Here is a 21,921-nt window from a genome sequence, read left to right as displayed (position 1 = left end):
AGCCCGTCAGGACACTGACGGGCTTTTTGTATTCAGGCAATCAATAATCACCAGACCGGCATTTCATCCTGCAGGAAAGGATTGTTTTTACGCTCGTAACCAAAGTCAGACATCGGGCCATGACCTGGAATAAAGACCATGTCATCACCCAGAGGCAACAGCTTGGTTTTAATCGAGTGGATCAGCGCCTGATGATCACCGCGCGGGAAATCACTTCGCCCTACGCCGCCTTTGAAAATCACGTCACCGGAAACGGCAATACGCGCTTCATCATTGATGAAAACAATATGCCCCGGCGTATGACCCGGGCAATGTAATACGGATAAGATTTCTTCGCCCACGCTCACAGTGTCACCTTCTTCGAGCCAGGTATCAGGCGTCAGCGGGTCACAATGGTCAAGGCCAAACATCTGGCTCTGCGTCGGCAAAGCATCAAGCAGGAACTGATCTTCCTTCTGCGGTCCGATAACAGGCACCTGATAATGTGCAGCCAGTTCAGCGGCGGCACCTACGTGATCGAGATGACCGTGCGTGAGCAAAATTTGAGTAACCAGAACGCCTTTGGCAGACACTTCCTGAATAATACGTGCGGCTTCACCGCCGGGATCGACAATGGCGGCCTGATTAGTCTTTGTACACCAAATCAGAGAGCAGTTCTGGCTGAAGGCCGTGACGGTAATAAGATGGATTTTCATAGGGCTCCACAAAATGGCCTGCACATCGGCAGGCCATTAATTACACACATCACCAGGTCCGTGCGGGGCCGGTATCGATGTGCACAAAGTTACTTCGTGGATAATATCCTACACCACCCATCCGCATTTTTAACGCTGCTTTGCGGATATTGCTCAATTCGATTCCCTGAATATGGAAATCCATCGCCTGTCCGAGCGTGTGGTAACTGTGTTTTGCTACGCCGCTTCCTGGTTCACGCATGCTGTTATTAGTCGCCAGAGAGCGATAGCCGGAAATAAGCTGAACAGGTTTATTGGTGCCGCCGAGCATAACTTGCAGACGATAAAGATGATCGAATAAGGCGGGATCGATAGCTTTAACCTTTTCCGCCCGATAGTCTCTGAACAGATGATTCAATCGAGCCAACTCATCCTTGTTGTAACGCTTTCCATCAAAAAACTCTGTTTTGAGGGTTTCGCCGGTATTTAAGTTATTAACGACTAAAATACGCGGACGAGGAGTGGAAAGAGTAGCGAATGCACGACCCGGAAGGAATGCAATCCCCATAGCGGCACTGCCCAGTGCCAGCCATTTACGGCGATGTTTGTCGATTTCATTCATGAACAGTTTACTATCCGATAAGAGAGTCAAAAAGAAGTGCGATTTTTGCACCGTTTCGAACCTTAACCGCCAAATATCAGCGAGTCAAGCGACCCTGAAACGCAAAACGAGCGTGCCAGTGGCTCACGCTCGTTGTATGGCCAAATACTCTGACCCTTATCAGATTAGTTTTACTGCATTTATTGAAGCAAAATTTCTGCCTGAGGCAAAATTTGTGCTCCGGATCTCACTGTGGAATCATAATTGTAAATATCTGTGCGGAACTGCGGTTTACCATCATCTGCAACCCACGCCGTCAGATAAAACAGTTTTACCGGTATGTGATGTCGTATTGCCACGTAAGTGGTGTTACCGCCCTGCAATGCAGATGAGATACGGGTGTCATTCCAGCCGGCATCCTGTAACAACATATTCGCCAGTTCAGACGCTTTATTGACCCTCACGCACCCTGAACTCAGCGCACGAATGTCTTTGCTGAACAGGTTATGATTTGGCGTGTCATGCAGATAAATTGCATCAGAACTCGGCATATTAAATTTATACCGGCCAAGCGAGTTGCTGACTCCAGGAGCCTGACGGATACGGTAAGGGAAGTGATTAGGGGACACCATTGCCCAGTCGATCATGGAAGGATCGATGACTTCCGCGTCATTGCTCCAGCCTGACAATACCTGATAACCATGCTGCTGGAAGTAGCCCGGATTGTTCATGGCTTTCGGCACAATATCTTCACGCACTAATGTGGTCGGCACATTCCACGGTGGATTCACTACCACATTATTGAGCGCACTGCTCATCAGAGGCGTTTTCCGGCTTGGACGCCCGACAATCACCCGCGACGACAGCACCTCACTGCCGTTAAGGTAATAGGTAAGCTGATAGTTTGGAATGTTGACCATAATTCCGGTATTCACATTCCCTGGCAGAATTCGCAAACGCTGAATATTCAGCGCCAGTAAAGTGGCTCTCAGCTGTGGTGAAGCATTCAGCCACTGGCGCGTACGCCCGCCGATAATCCCATCCGCCTCAAGTCCCTGCCATTTCTGAAAACGTTTTACTGCTTCCACTAAATCTGGCGTGTACTGATTATTCGCAACAGCTACAGAAGCAGCCGGTGCCGGCGTTTCAGTGGACTGAACCGAAGGCAGAACATCCTGGACCGACGTCGCAGAAGGACTCACCGCTGGGGTGGCTGGCTGCGCTTTGTCTGCGGTTTCATCCACAGACAAATCATCATTCGCCGCGCTCCCCGGCGTATTCGGGGCTATGGTTTCATCCGTCGGTTTAGGCGCACTGGTTTCCTGCGGCGAGGCCACCATCATGCCCGTTCGGGTGAGGATCTCACGCAGCGCCGGAACATCATCACTGATTTGATCAGGTCGCAAGCTTGCTGAACCGCGCATCGCAGGCCACGGACGGTTGTCCGCCAGCATCGTTTTCAACGCGTCATGCATTTTGGCGTAATAAGGGTGCTGTGGCGTCAGAGTCGACATATAGTGCGCGGTATCACCCTGGCGCACCGCCAGTTGCCACTGATTAATCACTGTCAGCGAAGGTGTGGTCATCTTGTACGGCGTCGTACCGTAAAGCCACTTATCCCCGTTGGCTTCCACGCTGCTGGTAAACTGCAGATAGCCCAGCATCGCATCAGAAAGCACAACGTCGCGTGCCATACCGGTCACCTCCGGGTCAGTCAGCCATTTCACCCATTGGGTAAACTGCGGCTGAATACCGGAAATAGCCAGCTCAGCTAACTGCTGCTGGAATATTTGTATCGTTTCACGATCTTTCCACATCGGCTGCATATGGTTAGCGGCGTAAAGCGACGAGAGAGATGACAGATAGAGAGGCCGGATGCCTCTTGGCATCAATTCTGCCTGCAGCTGGCTCATGCTTTGCACGCTGGATAACGTGGTCTTTCCGACCGGCATAGTGGGAACTGCCGCCCAGGCAGCAAACCACGGAGACAGACCACTCGCCAGCAAACAGCTGGCGACTAAAAACTTGAGAGACCTTTGATTCATTAACATCTTCCCTTGCCTCCCGGTAAAGTGCCCAATTCATTCCCCAAAATTAAGCCAGCAATGTCTGGTTTAAGTATATAAACAGAATTCTTTTTTTGCGCGGTGGCTCAATGAAATGCAGTCCGCGTGTACCTGAAGACTCTAAGCCAGCCGTCAGACGAAATAAAGGTTTCATTGGGTACTTTCCATTCAATGACAATCCATCAGCTCAGATTTCATCCAGTGATTGAGATTATCTTTATCCTCTGATTAATCAGGGAAGAAATTTTCATAGAAATTTTATATAAATTAATCAATTAGCGCTAAGGCAAAAAAAAAGCCCCGACATAAGCCGGGGCATGATCATATTCTGAAAATAATCAGGAAACGTCAGCTTCCGTATTGGCCAGTGCAGGAAGTTCTGCGGCAAAACCGCGTAAACCCACCACATGCACATGTTCATTATTGCCAAATACTTTTCGCACCAGTTTATACGTCGTCCCTTTTTCCGGGCTGATGTTTTCTGGCGCAGCGATAATCAGCTGCATTTCGAGACGGTCGCAAAGCTCGAACAGCGTGGCGATGGATTTCGCATCCAGACGCGCGGCTTCATCAAGGAACAGCAGACGACATGGCGAAATATCTTTGCCACGCATACGGCTCGACTCATCTTCCCAGCTCTGAACCACCATCACCAGAATCGACATACCGGTACCGATCGCTTCACCGGTCGACAGCGCGCCACTTTCCGCACGCAGCCAGCCGTCTGAACCACGGTTAACTTCCACTTCCATTTCCAGGTAGTTGCGGTAATCCAGAAGTTCTTCGCCGATGGTTTGTGGCGTACGCTGACCCATATCAATCTGCGGATTCAGACGCTGATACAGTTTGGCCAGCGCTTCCGAGAAGGTCAGACGATTACTGCTGAACAGATCCTGATGCTGTTCCTGCTGTTCAGAAAGAACATCCAGCAGTCCCGCATGTGCTTCACGCACGTTCACGTTCAGACGCACACTTTTTACCTGACCAAACGCCACGGCCTGCAGCCCCTGGTTGAGCTGACGGATACGGTTCTGCTCGCGCTGAATGGTTTTGCGGATGATGTTCGCCACACTTTTAGAACTGATGGCCAGTTGCTGTTCGCGGGCGGTCAGTTCTTCAGTCAGACGTCCCAGCTCGATTTCCATCTGTTCGATGGCTTCGACCGGATCGTCGGTGCGGATAATATCCTGACGAATACGTTCACGCAGATGCTGATACACGGCAATGTAGAACTGGATTTTGCGTTCCGGACGTTTCGGATCTTCTGAAAGACGCAGCACATCGCGCAGATGTTCGTTATCAGACACCGCCAGACGTAGCGCACCCAATGCTTTATCCGACATCGAACGCAGTTCGTCGCCATCCATGTAAGCCAGCTCACGACGGTGCAGACGACGCTCAACGCCGTTATCTTTCACCAGACGCATGACCGCACACCAGCCCGCTTTCGAGGACACCACCTGCTCACGGCTCTGGTGGTAATCGCGCTCAAGCTTACGCAGCTTTTTCTGCAGATTGTCCATTTCTGCTTCGCAGAAGGTGATCTGTTTTTCCAGCTGGTTGCAACGGGCACGGTTAGTGCTCAATGCAGTATGCAGCTCATCACGACGGGTTTTGGCTCGTGCTTCGGCATTCGGATCGGCCTGAACGCCGATATCCTGCAATTCCTGGCTCAGCTCTTTGAGCATATCGCGTTTGGCATCGAAGGAACTTTTCAGCGAGGCCAGAACCTGACTGTACTGAGTCAGCTGAGTCTGATGCTGACGCATCTGCTCGCGGGCACGCGTACGTTCCGCTTCCGCATGTTCCAGACGCTGACGTAGTTTGTCGTTCAGGTCGCTGTTTTCATTCAGCATGCCGGCAGAATCGGTGTAGCTGAAGTGCGCACGACGCTGAACGACTTCGGTCAGCGCAAAGGCCTGCTGCTTCGCCAGACGCTGTGAATGCTGCGCCTGTGCGTAATCTTCTTTCAGTTGCTCATGCTGTTCCGGGTCACTTTGCAGCACTGACACCAGCGGTTCCAGCTTAGCCAGCGAAACACCATGTTGCTGAATGAAACGGGCAGCATCCTGCGCCTCTTCCATTTCTTCGCGGATTTCTTCCACACGGTCGATCAGCGTTTCATCGCACAGTAAGCCTACGCGCGGCTGCAATTTATTGAGCATACCGATAGCGTCTTTCGCCTGCTCGTATTGCTGACGCTGTTGCTGATTCTGGCCTTCATGTGCATTGATGGCACGTTCCAGTTCGCCACGACGTCCGCTCAGGGTGCGGATTTCTGCTTCCGGATCGGCATCAAACGCAACGGCCAGATGGCTGCCGATGAAACGGCTGAATGCCTGATGCGCACGCTGGATTTTCTGCACGTCAAACGACAAGGTCGCATAACGCTCAGAAAGATTTTCGCGTTCTTTATGCAGAGTTTCGAGACGGTTTTCACGCGCCGCACGACCAAACAACGGTACCTGCGGGAAATGAGAATAACGCCACTGGCGGTCACCGGTTTTCACCAGCACCGCGCCCTGCATTTCTTCCACTTCAAACACGTTGTCATCAAATGACTGCGGATCCCCTTCAATCAGGTAGAGATCTTCAGGACAATCGTCCAGACCGTCCAGCTGATCGCGGATCAGAGACAAATCAGGCACGACAATCGCGTGGCGTGACGGACCATACAACGCGGAGAAGTAAGGCGCATCATCGATGGTAACGTCATCATAAATTTCAGATAACAGTACGCCACCAAAGCGTTCTGCCAGCGCGATCATGCGGGAATCTTCTGCACCGCTAGGCTGACTGAGGCGCGTTATCTGGCCTTCAATGCGACGTTTGCGGGCAGCGACTTCGTCACGCTCAACCGTGGTTTCGCGTTCCGTTTCCAGCAACTGCTGCATGTATTCGGTCACCTGCTGGCTGCTTTCCAGCGGTTCTTTACTTTGTTCACTCAGCTGGCTGAGGGCTTCCTGTGCGGCCAGCCAGACCGGGGCACGGGCGGTCAGCTCGCGAATACGCGACTGAACCTGCTCGAGTTCCTGACGCATTTGCATACGACGTTCACCGGCCTGCGAGACAACGCCCTGCAATTCTTCGATCTGTACTTCCAGCTCACGCTGCATTTCGTCCAGATCTTCCGGATGCACATCCTGACCGGTGCGTTTACAGAATTCCTGCAACTGACGCTCAGCATCCTGCTGTTCACGCAGACGGCCTTCCAGCTCGGACAAACGCATCCGCAGCGGTTCTACGCGTTCCGCCTGATGTTGCTGTGAAGACCAGTCGCGCAGCAATTCACGCGCGGTCTGCCAGGCTTCGCTGCGGCTCACTTCACCGGCGATTTTCACCACCAGCTGATAGGCATTTTCGAACTGATTATGGGCGGCAGACGCCACACTCATTTTCTGTTCCAGCATCAGCAGGATTTCAGTAGCTTCCTGCTCTTTACTCTGGAATGTTTCCAGCCATTCTTCACTGTTCTGAATACTCAGATCAGGGATCTGACAAAGGTCGCGCGCACGCTCAATAGCCTGTAGGGCTTGCTGATATTGGATCGCACGGGTTTGCTGAACGTCCAGCGCCTGCTGGTAATCGGCCAGCTGACTTTTCAGTTCGTCCACTTCCAGCTCAGCCGCTTCCGCACGTGCTTCGTGCTCTGCGTGCAGTTCGCTGGCTTCTGCGACGACTTCGTTCTGCTCTTCGAGACGGTACGTCAGCTCTTCGAGGTCACTTTCGTAACGCTCGATTTTTTCCTGCTGACGCATTGCGGTCTGAACCAGACTCAGATGATCGCTCGCAGCCTGATAATCGGTTTCCAGATCGCTCTGCGAACCGCTCTGCTCAGCCAGCTCACGCGCCATTTCAACATGACGATATTGCTCACTGGAAAGCTGTTTGCGGCTGGTCAGCAAATCATTACGCAGCACCAGCGCACCATCGAGATGAATGCGGCGTTCATTGGCATGACGCATATAGTCGGCGGCCACGTACGACGTTGCTTCCGAAATCAGATGCTTAAACAGGTCGCGGTCAGATTGCGTAACGCGGATCGCTTCCAGCGTCATGCGGTTTTCACGCAGCGCGGCTTCCATATCCTGGAAGGCTTTACGCACACCGCTGTTTTCCGGCAACAGGTAGTCGCGCAGGGAGCGGGTGATGGCGCTGGAGATACCGCCGTAAAGTGATGCTTCGATCAGGCGATAGAATTTACTGCGATCAGACGCTGAACGCAGACGACGCGGGATCACACCCAGATCGAACATCAGCGCATGGTAATCGGTAATCGAGTTGAACTGCTTGAACTGCACGCCTTCCATTGCTTCAACGCGCTCTTTCAGTTCATGCAAAGGCAACACGCGCGCCTGACGTTCGCCAACGGTTTCCGTCAGCATTTCTGTCGGGTTCACCGCAACCGGCAAGCCCTGAATGGTGAAAGGTTTGATATCGACTTTACGGTCACGCCCCGCAACCTGCTGCAGACGAACACCCACGACAATGCGCTGATGACGGGAGTTCACCACATCCAGAACGGAGTAACAGACACCGGCGCGTAATTTACCGTGCAGACCTTTATCACGTGAGCCGGAAGTTGCCCCCGCTTCGGTGGTATTACGAAAATGCAGCAACGTCAGATCGGGGATCAGCGCCGTAACAAAAGCGGCCATGGTCGTGGATTTACCCGCACCGTTACCACCGGAAAGCGTGGTGACCAGTGAATCGAGGTCAAATGTCCGGGCGAAAAAGCCGTTCCAGTTAACCAGCGTCAGTGAGCGAAATTTACCGCGTTCAATCATTCCTGTTCATCCTCTGCGCTTTCATGCCCTTGCTGCCCTGCCAGCGGTTCGCCGTCTTCATTTTCGTCGTTCAAGGACAACGCGCTGTCGACTGGCATCGCTTCGCCGTCGCGGATCATCCGCAACTGAGCTTCGCGCGCGTCATCGCCGCTGCGGACATCCGCACCAAAGCGAAATACTGCTTCTGTAATACGGAATTTAGTGCTGTCGACGCCCATGAAATACACCATGCCCAGACGGCGCAGGCGGTTCAGTGAAGTGCGGACTTTATCCTGCAACTTCTGGCGATCCAGGTCAGAGCCGGTAGAGCGCTGGTTGACGTATTTCAGCAATTTGCTTTCGTCGGCCAGACTCAGTAATTCATCATAAAGTTCCTGCTGGGTAAAAATCCCCTCATGCGCCAGACGTTCCGGGCTGAGATACAAATAGCAGAGAATTTTTCCGACCATCATGTCCAGCTCAGAGAGCACGGAACGCGGGATAAGCGTGGTGGAGCGCGGACGAAGATAGAAGAAACCTTCCGGGGCCCGGATTAATTCCACGCTGTAGCGGCTGTAAAACAGTTCCATTTCTTCCTGATAGTCCATCAGGAAAGCGTGGTTATCCAGTTCGTCAATGCCAATATGACGGCCAGAACGCAGCTGGCTGTCGAGAGCAGGAAACACCGAATTTGCCAGTGCCTGCGCCAGCTTAGCTGGCATTATGTGTTCAATATTTGTCGATGACATGGGCCTGCACCTTGGCTCCGTAATCATTGATTGCCTGCCATTCGGCATGCAACCCTGAAAAATCTGCTTCAGCCACACCAAGGCGTACCGCCTGGTCGACCACAATTCGCGCGACATCAAAGTGTCGGGCACGCGGATACTGCTTGAGGTATTCGCGCATTACCATGCCCAGATTGAGCGGCGTTTTTTGTTGCTGATAAACCTGTAATGCCTGTTCAATCAATGCCGCTAGTTGTTCGCGGATTTCGTTAAATTCTTCAAACTCGAGATCTGGCGGAAGTTCACCGGTCACTTCTTCGCTGCGCAGTGCCAGCTCTTCGTCACGCATATCCAGCAGACGATCGGCATTGGCAAAGGTGAGCGTCCACGGCTGGTCAAAGTAGTTTTGCACCGACTGACGCAGACGTTGAGCAAATACCCGGTTCTTATCCATGTCGATCGCAGTACGGATAAATTTATGCACATGGCGGTCATAACCAATCCACAGGTCAATGGCCTGCTGACCCCAGCTGGTAATACGATCGAGTTTGTTCTGTAAGTCGAACACCAGTTTATCGACGAAACTCAAATCGAGTTCGACCATGGTGGCGTCCTGAATGCGCATCAGATGCGCCTGCAGCAGGTTACCGGCAGCTTCAAGCGTATCCTGTAATTCACGCAGCGTGCCTGAGGTTTCTGACAGAAGGATTTCACAGCTGGAAATGGCCGCGCGCCAGTCTTTATTCAGCAGTGCAGCAATATCGTCTTTTACGCCCTGCTGCTGTTCGTCCATGATGCGCTGGGTCATGTCGATGCTGTCAAAAATCTCAGCAACGGAATATTTCAGCGGCGCGTAGACATTGCGATGCCAGTGGAAATCATCGCCGCCCTCTTCGGCCGCATCAGCAGCGCGTTTGAGTTCCTGCGCAACAATCGATAACTGCATAGACAACCGCAACGTGGAAAATTCACGCTGGCGGATGTAATAATCTGAAATGCCGATCGCCAGCGGTGTCAGGCGATAAATGGCATTGCCATCCGCCATTTCACTGACAAAACGGTTGAGCAAGCGCTGACGCACCATGTCATTGATGGCGTTATTGGCACGTACGGTAATGGTTTCGTTTGTCTGCTCAAATCCTTTACTGACATGACGAAACGCATCGACCAGTTCACCCTCACTCATTTCCCCGTCAAGGCGCTCGCTGTTTAACGTGGCAATCGCCAGAAGAAAAGCCAGCCGCTCCGTTGGCAGCGAAATTGAGAAATCATTTTTCCGTGCCCAGGCGACCAGTTCGGGTACAGTCTGGGAAAATTCACTCATAATTCGTCCTTCAGAATGGGTTTGTGCGCCATCACATGGATGTAGCGTCCCAAACTAACAAAAGGTTCCTGACGGCAATAACGCTGCTCCAGCGCCAAAAGCTCGTCAAAATCCTGCTTATGTTGTTGTCTGTTTCGCAAATAATCGTGGAACACTCTAACACCGGTCTTACCGCTTATCTGCATTCCCAGTTCTTCCAGCCACTGATAAACCTGCGCAGGTTCCAGCGGATGATCGGGTAACAGGGAGCTTTTTTTGATTTTTGGCACACCGGCTTCGACATGACCAAAGTTGCCGAGGATCATATGCCGCATGACCAGACCGTGGATATTGTAAAACATCAGCGATAATGCGCCACCCGGTGCCAGACAATCGAGCAGCGCGGCCAGTGCCTGACGCGGTTCTGCCAGCCATTCAATGACCGCATGGAACAATATCAGATCAACCGGCTGTTCCAAATGTTCAGCGATGTGCTGAGCCGGACATTGTACAAATTGCATGTTCTCGCTCACACCTTTTTCCACCGCCGCGGCCTCGGCGCGTCGGATCATCTCACCGGAGAGATCGCACAACAATACCTGATGTCCTAAAGCAGCAAGTTCACAGGCCATTTGCCCTTCACCGCCACCCGCATCAAGAATACGCAATGGTCGCTGAGGCAGCGTTTGTAGCAATTCTTGCAGATCCTGACCCAGCACAGCCTGACGGATACGTCCCTTAGTTGTGCCGTAGATATTGCGCGAAAACTTTTCCGCCATATCGTCGAAGTTACGATCCTGCATGAAGAGATACCTGTTCCTGATGGTGCATTCTGTTAAAGGGTTTATCAGCGCGACCTGCTATTTTGGCACAGGCTGGCATAGAATAAATCATCCTGACGCGGATTCATGCCCGGATGTCGTTTTTTCACCCAAAAGGACCGGTTTCTGATGTTATTTATCCTAAAAAAAACCTTCGGTGGCCTGTTATTACCGCTGCCCTTTATTCTGGTCATCATGGCGGTTGCACTGGTTTTGTTGTGGGTGACCCGCTGGCAAAAAACCGGGAAAGTGTTTTTTTTACTGAGTTGGCTGCTTTTACTGCTGCTGAGTATACAGCCGGTCGCGGACATTCTTCTGCGCCCGATTGAAACCGGGTATCCGACTTATCAGGTCACGGGGCATACGCCGGTTAAATTTGTGGTGGTTCTGGGTGGCGGTTATACCTATAACCCGGACTGGGCACCGAGTTCTAATCTCATCAGCAACAGTCTGCCACGTGTGACGGAAGGTATCCGTATTTACCGCGCAAATCCGGGATCAAAAATGATTTTTACCGGTGCGCAGGCGATGACAAATCCGGTCAGCAGTGCCGCCGTGGCCGGAAAAGTAGCGCAAAGTTTAGGAGTGCCTGATAGCGATATTATCCTGCTCGATAAACCCAGAGATACGCATCAGGAAGCACAGGAAGTGAAAGCACTGATAGCTGACCAGCCTTTCGTGCTGGTGACGTCAGCAAATCATTTGCCTCGGGCGATGGTGTTTTTCCGGCAGCAGGGATTGCATCCGATCCCCGCACCGGCGAATCAGCTGGCGATCGATTCCCCGCTTAATCCGTGGGAGCGTGCGCTGCCACAGGCCTTGTTCTTATCGCACAGCGAGCGGGCGTGGTATGAAACGTTGGGGCGCTTATGGCAATGGATGACATCACCCGCGCCCGTAACGAAATAGTTAAGTCAGCTCAGTTAAGCCACGGCAGCAGTTGTTGCCGTGCAAAATCAAACTGGCGGCGATCAAGTTTGCCGGTGTGGATCATGTGCGCAACAGACTCCCACACCAGATACATCCAGCGGCGGGCAAGGAAGCTTTCAGAAACCGGCGCTTTTTGCAGATAGCCGAACAGCAACTGCTCGCTCATCCCTTTTTCCCACAGGCGGAACAAATCAAACTCACGTGGTGCCCACAGCACTGGTCCGGGATTGATCATCGCCAGCAACTGATCGCTGCGCGGGTCTTTTAGCATACTGCGTAACGACAGATTGCCGTGAACCAGCACCGGCGTGTCGTCAAAATCTTCAAACAGCGCGGGGATACAGGCACGGGAACGAAACAGCAGCGTGCGGTCTTCCGGCGTCAGATCAGGTGCCTGTAAATTCGTTAATGTTGCCCACAGCACTTCTATTCTTTGCGGATACCAGTTTTCCCACCGATTTTCCTGTGTACTGTCGACAGAACCCACGCAGCCGTGACTGTCGATACGGTGCCAGGCCAGCATCGCTTCGACAATTTGCTCCTGCAATATTGTCCAGCGTTCCGGCGTACGCGTCGGGGCTTCTGCGGAAACGCCGCGCAGGCGCTCAATGAGCAGGATTTCCTGATAAGGTTTCTGGTGCGTAGTGACCATGCCGTAGACCGTCGGAACCCGTACCACACCTTCTCTCGCCAGCATCGACAATTTATAGGCTTCCTGTCCGGCGATACCCTGACAAATAAAACTTTTCGCCAGCAAAGGCATGGCGTAACCCTGCTCATCATAAAGGGAGAAAAGATGGGCATAAGGCTGCTCACTCACACATTCCAGTCGGGACAAACGCTCCCCCAACACGATGCTCAATTCGGCTTTTAGCTGTTCCATAACATGTTCGCAGTGACGAAAAAGTTAATGTTTATGATGAAAGCTTCAGTGACGGATTACCCCGTTTCAGATCAAACAAAAACCGGATAATGAGGGCAGAAAAAGGAAGATGTCGCGCAAAACGCAGGGAAAGGTGGAAATGTAGAAACGGAATGCCGGGACATTCCGTCTTATTATTGTTGGCGCGTGGGTTTTTATTTATGACCCAGGATTGCGCGCACGCGTTCTAAATCTTCTGCCGTGTCCACACCCACCGACGGAATGGCTTTCGCCACATCAACGTGGATTTTTTCACCGTACCACAGTACACGCAGCTGTTCGAGCAGTTCGATATGCTCAAGCTGGCTCGGTTCCCATTTTACATACTGGCGGATAAACCCTGCGCGGTAAGCATAAATGCCAATGTGGCGAAGGAAAGTATCCCCGACAGTTTCCTTAGAAACGGCAAAACGCTCACGTTCCCACGGAATGGTTGCACGTGAGAAATACAGCGCATAACCGCGTGCATCGCGAACGACTTTCACAGCATTCGGGTTGAACGCCTCTTCCGCGGTTTCGATAGGCACGGCCAGCGTCGCCATACCGGCTTCACTTTTCGCCAGATTATCGGCCACCTGACGAATGATCACCGGCGGGATCAGGGGCTCGTCACCCTGCACGTTGACGATGATTTCATCATCAGCAAACTGGCATAACTCAATCACTTCAGCCAGACGTTCAGTACCGGACTCATGGTCAGGACGGGTCAGGCAGACTTCGCCACCTGCCGCTTCGACGGCTTTCGCTACATCGGGGTGATCGGTCGCAACAATCACTCTTTTCGCCCCGGACTCGAGGGCGCGCTCCATCACATGCACAACCATCGGTTTACCGTTGATATCCGCCAGCGGCTTACCCGGCAAACGGCTTGACCCAAAACGGGCAGGAATAATGGCAATAAAACTCATGGATGCGTCTCATCAACAGAAAGCGGACGGGCTTCATTTTCTAATAATACAGGGATACCGTCACGGACCGGATAAGCCAGACTGTCTGCCTTACATACCAGTTCCTGTGATTCTTTATTAAAGTAGAGCTTGCCGTTGCAGACAGGGCACGCAACGATTTCAAGTAAACGATGATCCATAAGTTCCTCCCGGAGGCGAATACACTGCATTTTCAGCCAGATGTAACGCAAAAAACATTGGAATACATAAGACAACGGTCCCAGAGGATAGCATAACCCCTGCTACCCGTTAATCCTCAGTTCGCCCGCAGGAATTTCTTAAAAGTTAATTCAATGTGAATGAAAGATTTCATCATGGAGCGATTGCGTTGCAGATGTAGTGGGAGTACAATTTTTTTGTGATGCAAGTCACACTATCAACCCCACAATAAGAGCTCGAAAATGAAAACCATTAACAAAATCATCGCAATGTTCGCTAACTTCAGTCAATAAGACTGTAGTCACACCTGCAATCATCGTGAAATAACGGCTGCCTGACGCAGCCGTTTCATTTTGCGGGATGACTTTTATGCGAATTAAACCTGCCAGTCAGTACCCCAAAGCGCCATCAGTGTCTCCGGCACATTTCCAGTCAACACGCTTTCCGCTCCCTGCCACTGCGCAAACCGCGTAATTGCACCGTGAACATCCTGCGCACGCCGGGCTGTCATTGTGATCTGCGGTTCAAGATGCAGACTTTTCACTTCCAGAATTTTTTCTTTACGATGCATCTTGGCATCCACACGCCCAATCAGGTCGCCACGCTGTAATATTGGCAGCGTGAAATAGCCATACTGACGTTTTGCCTCCGGCGTGTAGCACTCAATCCGGTATTCAAAATTAAACAGTACCGATGCACGTTTGCGATCCCACACCACCGGATCAAAAGGTGAAAGCAGTGTAGTGACGGTTGAGCAAATTCGTGATTCTTTCGCTTGCTGTAACAAAGAAAACTGTTGCTGATGAACGTAAAAAATACCCTCAAGTCCTGTCACTTCGACGGGTGTGATTTCCTTAACAGCCAGCAGTTGTGCAATAACAGCTTTGGTATTCACACGCTTAAGCCGGTAGTAGTCCGCCAGCCATTCCGGTTTGAAGATGCCGAGATATTGCGCCGAGCGACGCAGCATCTGGTACTCCGCTACGCCCTGATCAAGGGTCTGGCTGGCATCATCCCAGTCAGGCATTACGCGTTCGGCCAGGTCGTAAACCCGGTGGAAGTTACGCCGTTCAGATACCATCAGTTTTCCCGAGGTGAACAACGTTTCCAGATGCTTTTTGTGAGGCTTCCAGTCCCACCAGCCACTGGCTGATTTTTTATCTGCGGTGAAATCTGCCGAGCGTACGGGACCGTTTTTAGCAATATGTCCCAGCAATGCCTGTATATCTGACTGATGTTCATCAAACCAGGCCTGAGAAAACTTCCAGCCCATTCCCTGCGGATTCAGCATACGGTGGCGTAATAATCCGTAATCTTCGCTGGGAATAAAACAGGCTTCATGCGCCCAATATTCAAATATTTTTCCGCCGGAAAGCGTTTCTTCCAGCCATTGCGGAGAATAGTGACCTAAGCGACTGAAGAGAACCAAATAAGGGCTACGTGCCACCACGCTGATAGTGTCGATTTGCAGCAATCCCATGTCACGGATGGCCTGCACAACATCAGCAACAGACGGTTTTCGGGTAAAGGGTTTTAAGAGATTTTGCGCAGATAAATGCAGGGTGCGGGCTGAAGCGAGAGATATAACCGGGTGAGACATATCGGTATCCAGGGCAGCAAGTAAACTGTGGATACCGATAGCATATTTTTACCGGAGCGTAAAATTCAGCTCAACGGGGAACAACAAAAATCAGACTCAGAACGCAATAACATCAGCCGCGGAAGGGCCATGTGCTACGCTGCGATAAGTGGTGAACTCGACCTTCTGGCCAGCGCTGAGTGATTTATTTCCGGTGTTCGCGATGGAAGTGCGCTGAACATAAATTTCAGAAGAACCATCAAGCGGACAAATAAAACCGTAGCCTTTAGCCTGGTTGTACCATTTAACTAAACCCATTTGTAACATCATAATTTCTATCCTTTATTTTGGGCATCCATGAACACACTTTTTTATTATTGTTCGGATGCGTTTGCCCATTTCTAAGTTATTTTTTTATAAAAAACCTCTAATGAGCGAATTATTTAACGATTGTTTTTACTGTTATATTTTTTGTCAGGTATTGAAACCTAACTGACTTCTTCGCACTAAAAACCCGCCATGGGGCGGGCTTTATTCTGCTGATATAAATCACGATTCACGTTGTTTTATATCACCACGTTAGCCTCTTATCAGAGAGCAATAACGTTGGCAGCAGCCGGACCGCGCGGGCTGTCCTGAATGGTGTATTCTACACGCTGGCCTTCAGCCAGAGTTTTGAAACCATCAGTTGCGATTGCAGAAAAATGTACGAATACATCTTTGCCGCCATCAGCTTGCTCAATAAAACCAAAACCTTTGCTTTCATTGAACCACTTAACCTGACCATTTTTCTTAGACATATTTAAAACCTTTTTACTAAATATAAAATCCTGCCATTCGGCAATGTTGGCCAATAGTTCAGACAATTACTTATGGGGAGGACTTAGAAGGTTCGTCTTGGAAGCGGAATCATCGGGAAAGAGATAACGTCTGGGAGGAACTGCTTTACTCTACACTCATACATAAATAGCGCTGCAACACAGGCTGCATGCATTTACTCATAAGTGCTGCCTGATAGCAAGACACCTAACGTAATTATTTTCAGGAAAACAGTAATTTTAAATATAAACCTTTAAAAACAGTCACCTTGAGATTATATATTTACGTAAATTTTAAATCAGAATGTGAATTTTAATGAAAAATCCACGTTCAGCGGATGTTTTTCAGTATCAGATCGCTGATTTTTTGCAGTAATTTCTCGGCCAGAACTCCTTCAATCTTTGCGTCGACAGGCAGATACCACCAGTCGGGCTGAGCAAATGAGCGACATTTTACCGCGTCTTTTTCCGTCATCAGAAGAGCTTGCCCGGATTGTGCAACGCCTGAAAGCTTATCCAGCGTATAAGGCTGATGATCAGAGAATGCGACTTCTTTCTGCACATCCACGTCCAACTGTTTCAGCGTCGCAAAAAAGCGTGGCGGATGCCCGATGCCAGCCATTGCAACAACATTCTGTAATGAGGTTGGATTACGCTGCTCACCGGTCAGCAGATTGATAGCTTTTCCAGGCTGCAGGATCATCGCTAACTCACCTGAGTGTGCCGCGCCGCCGTTAGTTATCACAGCATCAACTGAGCGCAAACGTGAACGACGTTCCCGCATCGGTCCCGCCGGTAACCAGTGCCCGTTGCCGAAGCGCCTTATGCCATCAACCACTACAATTTCAACATCACGCGCAAGAGCATAATGTTGCAAACCATCGTCGGTAATAATCACGTCCAGTTCATGTGACGCAAGGAGTGCTTTTACTGCATCAGAGCGAACCGGAGACACCGCAACCGGTGCCCCCGTTCTCTGAAAAATCAGCACTGGCTCATCACCCGCTTGTGCCGTTGAAGTTTCTTCACAAAGCAGCAGCGGATAGCTTTCCGCTTTTCCGCCATACCCGCGTGAAACAACGCCGACACGAAAACCATGCTGTTGCAGCGTTTCAACCAGCCAGATGACCACCGGCGTTTTGCCGTTACCCCCGGCAGTCAGATTCCCGACCACCACGACGGGCACCGGAGCCCGCCAGCTTTTTTTCAGCCCCGCTTTATAGCTAAAACGGATCAGAGTTGAGATCAATCCGTAAAGCCAGGCCAGCGGAAGGAGTAACAAATATAACGGTGATTTCCCTGACCAGATGCGATCAATCATTGCCCGAATTGCATCCGGTAGAGTTGTGAGTAAACACCACGTTCTTCGAGAAGTTTCGCGTGTGAACCACGTTCCACGATACACCCATCCTCAATAACCAGGATTTCATCCGCTTTCTCGATAGTCGATAAACGGTGAGCGATAACCAGTGAGGTACGGTTTTTCTGCAATTCATCCAGCGCAGCCTGGATTGCGCGCTCAGACTCAGTATCCAGCGCAGAGGTTGCTTCATCGAGTATCAGAACTGGCGAATCACGTAACAAGGCACGTGCAATGGCAATACGCTGACGCTGACCGCCTGAAAGCAGAACGCCATTCTCGCCAATGACCGTGTCCAGCCCTTTGTCCATTTTACTGATAAAGTCCATCGCATACGCCATGGTGGCCGCTTTCTCGATTTCTTCGCGGGAATACATATCAGTTCGGGCGTAGGCGATATTGTTGGCAATGGTGTCGTTAAACAAATGGACGTTCTGGGAAACCAGTGCCACCTGGTCGCGCAATGACGACAGGGTATATTCACGCAAATCATGTCCATCCATCAGGATTTTACCTTCCTGAATGTCATAGAAGCGTGTCAGCAAATTCGCGATGGTCGATTTACCGGAACCGGAACGTCCTACCAGTGCAACGGTTTTTCCTTCTGGCAAGCCGAAGGAAATATTACGCAGTGCGGGAATATCACGACCGGGATAAGTGAAAGTCACATTTTTGAATTCCACATTACCTTTAACGCGTTTAACTTCCAGTTTACCTTCGTCTTTTTCCTGTTCCATATCCAGAATGGAGAACAGAGTCTGGCAGGCAGCCATACCGCGCTGGAACTGAGAGTTGACGTTAGTCAGAGATTTCAGCGGACGCATCAGGGCAATCATGGAAGAGAACACGACAGTGATGGTACCTGCGCTGAGCGTTTCCATAACAGACGGGAAGCTCGCCGCATACAACACGAAGGCCAGAGCCAGAGAAGCGATCAGCTGAATAATCGGGTCGGAAATTGAAGAAGCAGAAACCATACGCATACCTTGCTGACGCATGCGGTTACTGACTTTATCAAAACGCGCGGTTTCAACTTTCTGACCACCGAAGATCAACACTTCTTTATGGCCTTTCAGCATCTGCTCGGCGCTGGTTGTTACCTGCCCCATCGTGTTTTGCATCGTCTTACTGATATTACGGAAGCGCTTAGACACCACACGAATAACAACAGAAACAATCGGCGCAATCACTAACAGGATCACCGACAGCTGCCAGCTGTAATAGAACATCATGATAAACAGACCAATGATCGACGCGCCTTCACGTACGACTGTCACCAACGCACTGGAGGAGGAGGACGCGACCTGTTCTGAATCATAGGTAATGCGCGAAAGCAAGGTACCGGTAGATTGCTGGTCAAAGAAAGCGACCGGCATTCTCATCATATGGCCGAACAGACGGCGGCGCATATGCATCACCACTTTGCCCGACACCCATGAAATGCAGTAGCTGGAAATGTAGCCACTGATGCCACGAACGACCATCAGGCCGATAACGACCAGTGGCATCCAGAGAAGAATTGAGCGGTCAGCTTTACCAAAACCGTCATCCAGCAGCGGCTTCAGCAAGGACAGCATGAAAGTATCACTGGCGGCGTTAGCGACCAGAGCAATAGCCGCAGCGATAAGCCCGGCTTTAAAAGGTGTGATCATCGGCCACAAACGGCGGAATGTCTGCCATGTGGAGAGATCTTTATCGTTCATCATGCAATATCAACCAGCATCGAAAGAAATAGCGGTCTATTCTACTCATTATCTACTGATACTCCAAACTGACGGTGATACCAACGTGGGATTAATTGCTCGCGTAAGCCTTTAATTGTCCAATAATCATCATAAACGAACAGGCTCAACTGGCCTGATTCAGACGTCGAATGCCAGTCATAGCGCGCTTTGTTGTATCTGCTAACAACTTTATGCGCAGGCAGATGCCATTTATTGAAACGGGAAGCAGAAGCGAGTGAACTAACAGGTTTAACCGTTCTCAGGAAGGGCGGAGTCGACGATGTATTGCTTCCATGGTGGGGTACCTGTAACACTGTCGCCTGTAAACCCTGACGCCATTTCATGATGAGAGCCTTTTCTGTTTCCGCTTCAATATCTCCCGTCAGCAGCAAACTAAATGCCCCTTCACTGACGCGGATGACGCAACTTTCGTTGTTTCCCGCATCAGCAACCTGCCGCTCAGGCCACAGCACGTTGAACATCAGCCCTTGCCAGCGCCATTGCTCGCCAGCAATGCATCCCAAATGGCTCTGCGCCGATATTGAGTTTTCCCGAAGCCGGGCATCGGGATACCGGGTTTGTAGGGACTCCAGCCCGCCACGGTGATCCATGTCGTTGTGACTGATAATTATCTGCTCAAGCTGAATATTTCGTCGGTTCAGGAACGGAATAATATTCTGCTCAGCAGCTGACCCCCCTTCCCATCTGTTACCGGTGTCATACAGAATCCCTTTTCCGTTTCTGCTGATGAGGACTGAAAGACCATGACCGACATCCAGCATATCGATCCGCCACCTTTCCGGCGGAAACCTGAGAAACCAGGTCACGGAAAGAGCAAGCAAAGAAAGCACAAGTGAAAAAGAGTGTTTAACAGGAATGAGGCGCCAGCAAATAATTATTAGCCACCCCAAAAAGCTTAACACCAGAAACGACTCACCAAGCGGAGTCCAGCCCGCGGCAAAAGGTTTTACCCCCCACATGGCCAGACTCAGCGATGAATCAGCGAGTTGCCAGACAATAATTTTCGCATTAATCAGCCAGCCCGCTGGCAGCAAATTTGTGAGTAAGGACAACAAAACTAAAGGCACCGTGATCAGTGAAACAACCGGCACCGCCCACATATTAGCCAAAAAAGAATAAGCATTAACTCCCTGAAAAATAGTAATTTGTATCGGTAAAAGAAGAAGTGTCATGCCAGTCTGTAAGTGACCCCAGCGCAAGAATGACCAATACCAGGCATGGTGGAAACGTGCTGGAAGTGGCGCCCATTGGAACCAAAACACCAGCGAGGCCACGGCAAAACAGGATAACCAAAAGCTGTCTGACAGAAGATTCATGGGGTCTAAAAGCAGTAGCAGAGCCACTCCCCACAGCCAAATCTGCCATGGATGACAACGGATGCGAAAAAAACGAAGTGTCAGCCACATTGATACCGCCAGAGCAGCTCGCATAGCCGGTGCATTCCCACCCGACAGCCAGGCATAGGTCAGCATAAATGCCCCACTCACTATTAACGGGAAGCGATAGTCAATCATTCTTACCGGCAGATAAAATTGCAGACCACGCGCCAGCCACCAGCCAAACAAGGCGGCAATACCAATATGCAGCCCTGATATAGCCACCAGATGCGCGATCCCGGTTCTCTGCAACAAAAGTTTTTCCGGTCCCTGAATCAGCCCTTTCTCCCCAAAAGCCAATGCCACTAACACTGGCGTATTTTCCAGCTGCGGCATCCCCTGCTGTACCCGCTTGATAAATTGCTGACGAAAGGTGCTGTTATTATCAAGCAACACTGCACTGCGGATTGTCGCGGTCATAGGAGCATGCTGAGAAAGGGCCCAACGTTGTGCGTCAAAACCGCCTTCGTTGAGCAGGCTATGAACAGGACGCAAGCTGACCTTCAACTGCCAGCGCTGACCGGCCTGCAGACTTTCCCCTCCCTCACGCCACTTTGTCCTGAACATAAGAGGTGGGAAGATTCTCTGGCCTTCAAAATTTTCAATTTTGAAATACTGAGATTGTTCACTGGCATTCCCAAGATTGATAGTTTGCAGAGTTGCTGTCACGTTTCTGGACGCTCCCTGAAATGTATTTATCTGCTGTATCAGGATCCCTCCCTGAAAAGCCCCCCAGCTAAAACTGAGCAATGCGAGCGCAGATATCCTTAATACTTTTTGCTTTCCCCCGGCTAAATACCAGGCGAGACCACATAAAGCCGTAAGAACACCCGCAGAAGGTATTTGTGGGAGAAATATCAGTGGCAACATGCCGGTTATGACGGCTGCCGCTGCCTCATCCGTTGAGATTTTTATTTTTTACGCCCTTCCGTTTAACCACCAATACCTTCGGTAGCTTTCCGTACCGGAGTATGATTTTCAGGCGAATGATGAACAAGCAGAAGACAGAATCAATGCGGGACATTACGCAAAATATCGAAGGGAGACGGGTTATGAAGGGTTAATTATCAGTAATTAAAGCAAAAAAAACGGCACCCCGAAGGGTACCGTTTACGTTCGCTATAGG

17 protein-coding genes are annotated in these 21,921 nt (G+C 50.7%); 1 reads left to right on the top strand and 16 read right to left on the bottom strand.

Annotated elements, in window-relative coordinates; translation table 11 throughout:
- Positions 1–47: 47 nt before the first annotated feature.
- The 7 genes from ACM615_RS15785 to cmoM all read right to left on the bottom strand — a co-directional run bounded on the left by ACM615_RS15785 (position 48) and on the right by cmoM (position 10,941).
- Entirely contained in the window at positions 48–695 is a 648-nt protein-coding gene (locus ACM615_RS15785) for an MBL fold metallo-hydrolase (RefSeq protein WP_129637998.1), read from the bottom strand.
- A 49-nt stretch (positions 696–744) separates the two neighbouring features.
- Entirely contained in the window at positions 745–1,296 is a 552-nt protein-coding gene (locus ACM615_RS15780) for a YcbK family protein (protein WP_112287402.1), read from the bottom strand.
- Positions 1,297–1,475: 179 nt separating this feature from the next.
- A complete protein-coding gene (ldtD, locus tag ACM615_RS15775) occupies positions 1,476–3,326 on the bottom strand; it encodes a L,D-transpeptidase (RefSeq protein WP_159281015.1) in 1,851 nt (616 codons plus the stop codon).
- Positions 3,327–3,679: 353 nt separating this feature from the next.
- Positions 3,680–8,128, bottom strand: coding sequence for a chromosome partition protein MukB (gene mukB, locus ACM615_RS15770; RefSeq protein WP_120161234.1), 4,449 nt, complete (start codon positions 8,126–8,128; stop codon positions 3,680–3,682).
- Positions 8,125–8,856: a chromosome partition protein MukE gene (mukE, locus tag ACM615_RS15765; protein WP_112287359.1), complete on the bottom strand. Its 732-nt coding sequence runs from the start codon at positions 8,854–8,856 to the stop codon at positions 8,125–8,127. The genes mukB and mukE overlap by 4 nt, the downstream gene beginning before the upstream one ends.
- On the bottom strand, positions 8,837–10,159 hold the full coding sequence (gene mukF / locus ACM615_RS15760; RefSeq protein WP_112287358.1) for a chromosome partition protein MukF: 1,323 nt from the start codon (positions 10,157–10,159) through the stop codon (positions 8,837–8,839). The genes mukE and mukF overlap by 20 nt, the downstream gene beginning before the upstream one ends.
- Positions 10,156–10,941, bottom strand: a complete 786-nt coding sequence (gene cmoM / locus ACM615_RS15755) for a tRNA uridine 5-oxyacetic acid(34) methyltransferase CmoM (RefSeq protein WP_431012153.1) — start codon at positions 10,939–10,941, stop codon at positions 10,156–10,158. The genes mukF and cmoM overlap by 4 nt, the downstream gene beginning before the upstream one ends.
- A gap of 147 nt (positions 10,942–11,088) precedes the next feature.
- On the opposite strand from cmoM, the gene elyC reads away from it, so the two are divergent.
- On the top strand, positions 11,089–11,868 hold the full coding sequence (gene elyC / locus ACM615_RS15750) for an envelope biogenesis factor ElyC (RefSeq protein ID WP_431012152.1): 780 nt from the start codon (positions 11,089–11,091) through the stop codon (positions 11,866–11,868).
- Between the two features lie 10 nt (positions 11,869–11,878).
- Here elyC and ACM615_RS15745 read toward each other — a convergent pair whose 3' ends face one another.
- The 9 genes from ACM615_RS15745 to ACM615_RS15705 all read right to left on the bottom strand — a co-directional run bounded on the left by ACM615_RS15745 (position 11,879) and on the right by ACM615_RS15705 (position 21,665).
- Positions 11,879–12,772, bottom strand: coding sequence for a YcbJ family phosphotransferase (locus tag ACM615_RS15745; RefSeq protein WP_112287355.1), 894 nt, complete (start codon positions 12,770–12,772; stop codon positions 11,879–11,881).
- A 194-nt stretch (positions 12,773–12,966) separates the two neighbouring features.
- Entirely contained in the window at positions 12,967–13,719 is a 753-nt protein-coding gene (gene kdsB / locus ACM615_RS15740; protein WP_112287354.1) for a 3-deoxy-manno-octulosonate cytidylyltransferase, read from the bottom strand.
- Positions 13,716–13,898 carry a Trm112 family protein gene (locus ACM615_RS15735; protein WP_056771818.1) on the bottom strand — a complete coding sequence of 61 codons (183 nt, stop codon included), beginning with the start codon at positions 13,896–13,898 and terminating at the stop codon, positions 13,716–13,718. Before ACM615_RS15735 ends, kdsB begins: the two co-directional genes overlap by 4 nt.
- Before the next feature lie 395 nt (positions 13,899–14,293).
- A complete protein-coding gene (locus ACM615_RS15730) occupies positions 14,294–15,517 on the bottom strand; it encodes a winged helix-turn-helix domain-containing protein (RefSeq protein ID WP_431012151.1) in 1,224 nt (407 codons plus the stop codon).
- Positions 15,518–15,613: 96 nt separating this feature from the next.
- A complete protein-coding gene (locus ACM615_RS15725; RefSeq protein WP_112287352.1) occupies positions 15,614–15,826 on the bottom strand; it encodes a cold-shock protein in 213 nt (70 codons plus the stop codon).
- A gap of 260 nt (positions 15,827–16,086) precedes the next feature.
- Complete coding sequence (gene cspE / locus ACM615_RS15720; RefSeq protein ID WP_013574839.1) at positions 16,087–16,296, bottom strand: transcription antiterminator/RNA stability regulator CspE; 210 nt, start codon at positions 16,294–16,296, stop codon at positions 16,087–16,089.
- A gap of 349 nt (positions 16,297–16,645) precedes the next feature.
- Complete coding sequence (gene lpxK, locus ACM615_RS15715) at positions 16,646–17,635, bottom strand: tetraacyldisaccharide 4'-kinase (RefSeq protein ID WP_129637991.1); 990 nt, start codon at positions 17,633–17,635, stop codon at positions 16,646–16,648.
- Positions 17,632–19,380 (bottom strand): lipid A ABC transporter ATP-binding protein/permease MsbA, encoded by a 1,749-nt coding sequence (msbA, locus tag ACM615_RS15710; RefSeq protein WP_112287350.1) that lies wholly within the window; start codon positions 19,378–19,380, stop codon positions 17,632–17,634. Before msbA ends, lpxK begins: the two co-directional genes overlap by 4 nt.
- A gap of 38 nt (positions 19,381–19,418) precedes the next feature.
- Positions 19,419–21,665, bottom strand: a complete 2,247-nt coding sequence (locus tag ACM615_RS15705; RefSeq protein WP_431012150.1) for a DNA internalization-related competence protein ComEC/Rec2 — start codon at positions 21,663–21,665, stop codon at positions 19,419–19,421.
- Between the last annotated feature and the right edge of the window lie 256 nt (positions 21,666–21,921).

It is taken from the genome of Rahnella sp. PAMC25617 (assembly GCF_050606005.1).
Lineage (GTDB): Bacteria > Pseudomonadota > Gammaproteobacteria > Enterobacterales > Enterobacteriaceae > Rahnella > Rahnella variigena.
This window is presented reverse-complemented; position numbering and strand designations above follow the sequence as displayed.

Bases quoted from the DNA above. Each gene is read 5' to 3' on its own strand.
- ACM615_RS15725 (WP_112287352.1), bottom strand. From the start codon at position 15,826: ATGATGTTACAAATGGGTTTAGTTAAATGGTACAACCAGGCTAAAGGC.
- ACM615_RS15705 (WP_431012150.1), bottom strand. From the start codon at position 21,665: ATGTTGCCACTGATATTTCTCCCACAAATACCTTCTGCGGGTGTTCTT.
- ACM615_RS15785 (WP_129637998.1), bottom strand. From the start codon at position 695: ATGAAAATCCATCTTATTACCGTCACGGCCTTCAGCCAGAACTGCTCT.
- cmoM (WP_431012153.1), bottom strand. From the start codon at position 10,941: ATGCAGGATCGTAACTTCGACGATATGGCGGAAAAGTTTTCGCGCAAT.
- ACM615_RS15735 (WP_056771818.1), bottom strand. From the start codon at position 13,898: ATGGATCATCGTTTACTTGAAATCGTTGCGTGCCCTGTCTGCAACGGC.
- ACM615_RS15730 (WP_431012151.1), bottom strand. From the start codon at position 15,517: ATGTCTCACCCGGTTATATCTCTCGCTTCAGCCCGCACCCTGCATTTA.
- cspE (WP_013574839.1), bottom strand. From the start codon at position 16,296: ATGTCTAAGAAAAATGGTCAGGTTAAGTGGTTCAATGAAAGCAAAGGT.
- ACM615_RS15780 (WP_112287402.1), bottom strand. From the start codon at position 1,296: ATGAATGAAATCGACAAACATCGCCGTAAATGGCTGGCACTGGGCAGT.
- ACM615_RS15745 (WP_112287355.1), bottom strand. From the start codon at position 12,772: ATGGAACAGCTAAAAGCCGAATTGAGCATCGTGTTGGGGGAGCGTTTG.
- mukB (WP_120161234.1), bottom strand. From the start codon at position 8,128: ATGATTGAACGCGGTAAATTTCGCTCACTGACGCTGGTTAACTGGAAC.
- lpxK (WP_129637991.1), bottom strand. From the start codon at position 17,635: ATGATTGATCGCATCTGGTCAGGGAAATCACCGTTATATTTGTTACTC.
- elyC (WP_431012152.1), top strand. From the start codon at position 11,089: ATGTTATTTATCCTAAAAAAAACCTTCGGTGGCCTGTTATTACCGCTG.
- msbA (WP_112287350.1), bottom strand. From the start codon at position 19,380: ATGATGAACGATAAAGATCTCTCCACATGGCAGACATTCCGCCGTTTG.
- mukF (WP_112287358.1), bottom strand. From the start codon at position 10,159: ATGAGTGAATTTTCCCAGACTGTACCCGAACTGGTCGCCTGGGCACGG.
- kdsB (WP_112287354.1), bottom strand. From the start codon at position 13,719: ATGAGTTTTATTGCCATTATTCCTGCCCGTTTTGGGTCAAGCCGTTTG.
- ldtD (WP_159281015.1), bottom strand. From the start codon at position 3,326: ATGTTAATGAATCAAAGGTCTCTCAAGTTTTTAGTCGCCAGCTGTTTG.
- mukE (WP_112287359.1), bottom strand. From the start codon at position 8,856: ATGTCATCGACAAATATTGAACACATAATGCCAGCTAAGCTGGCGCAG.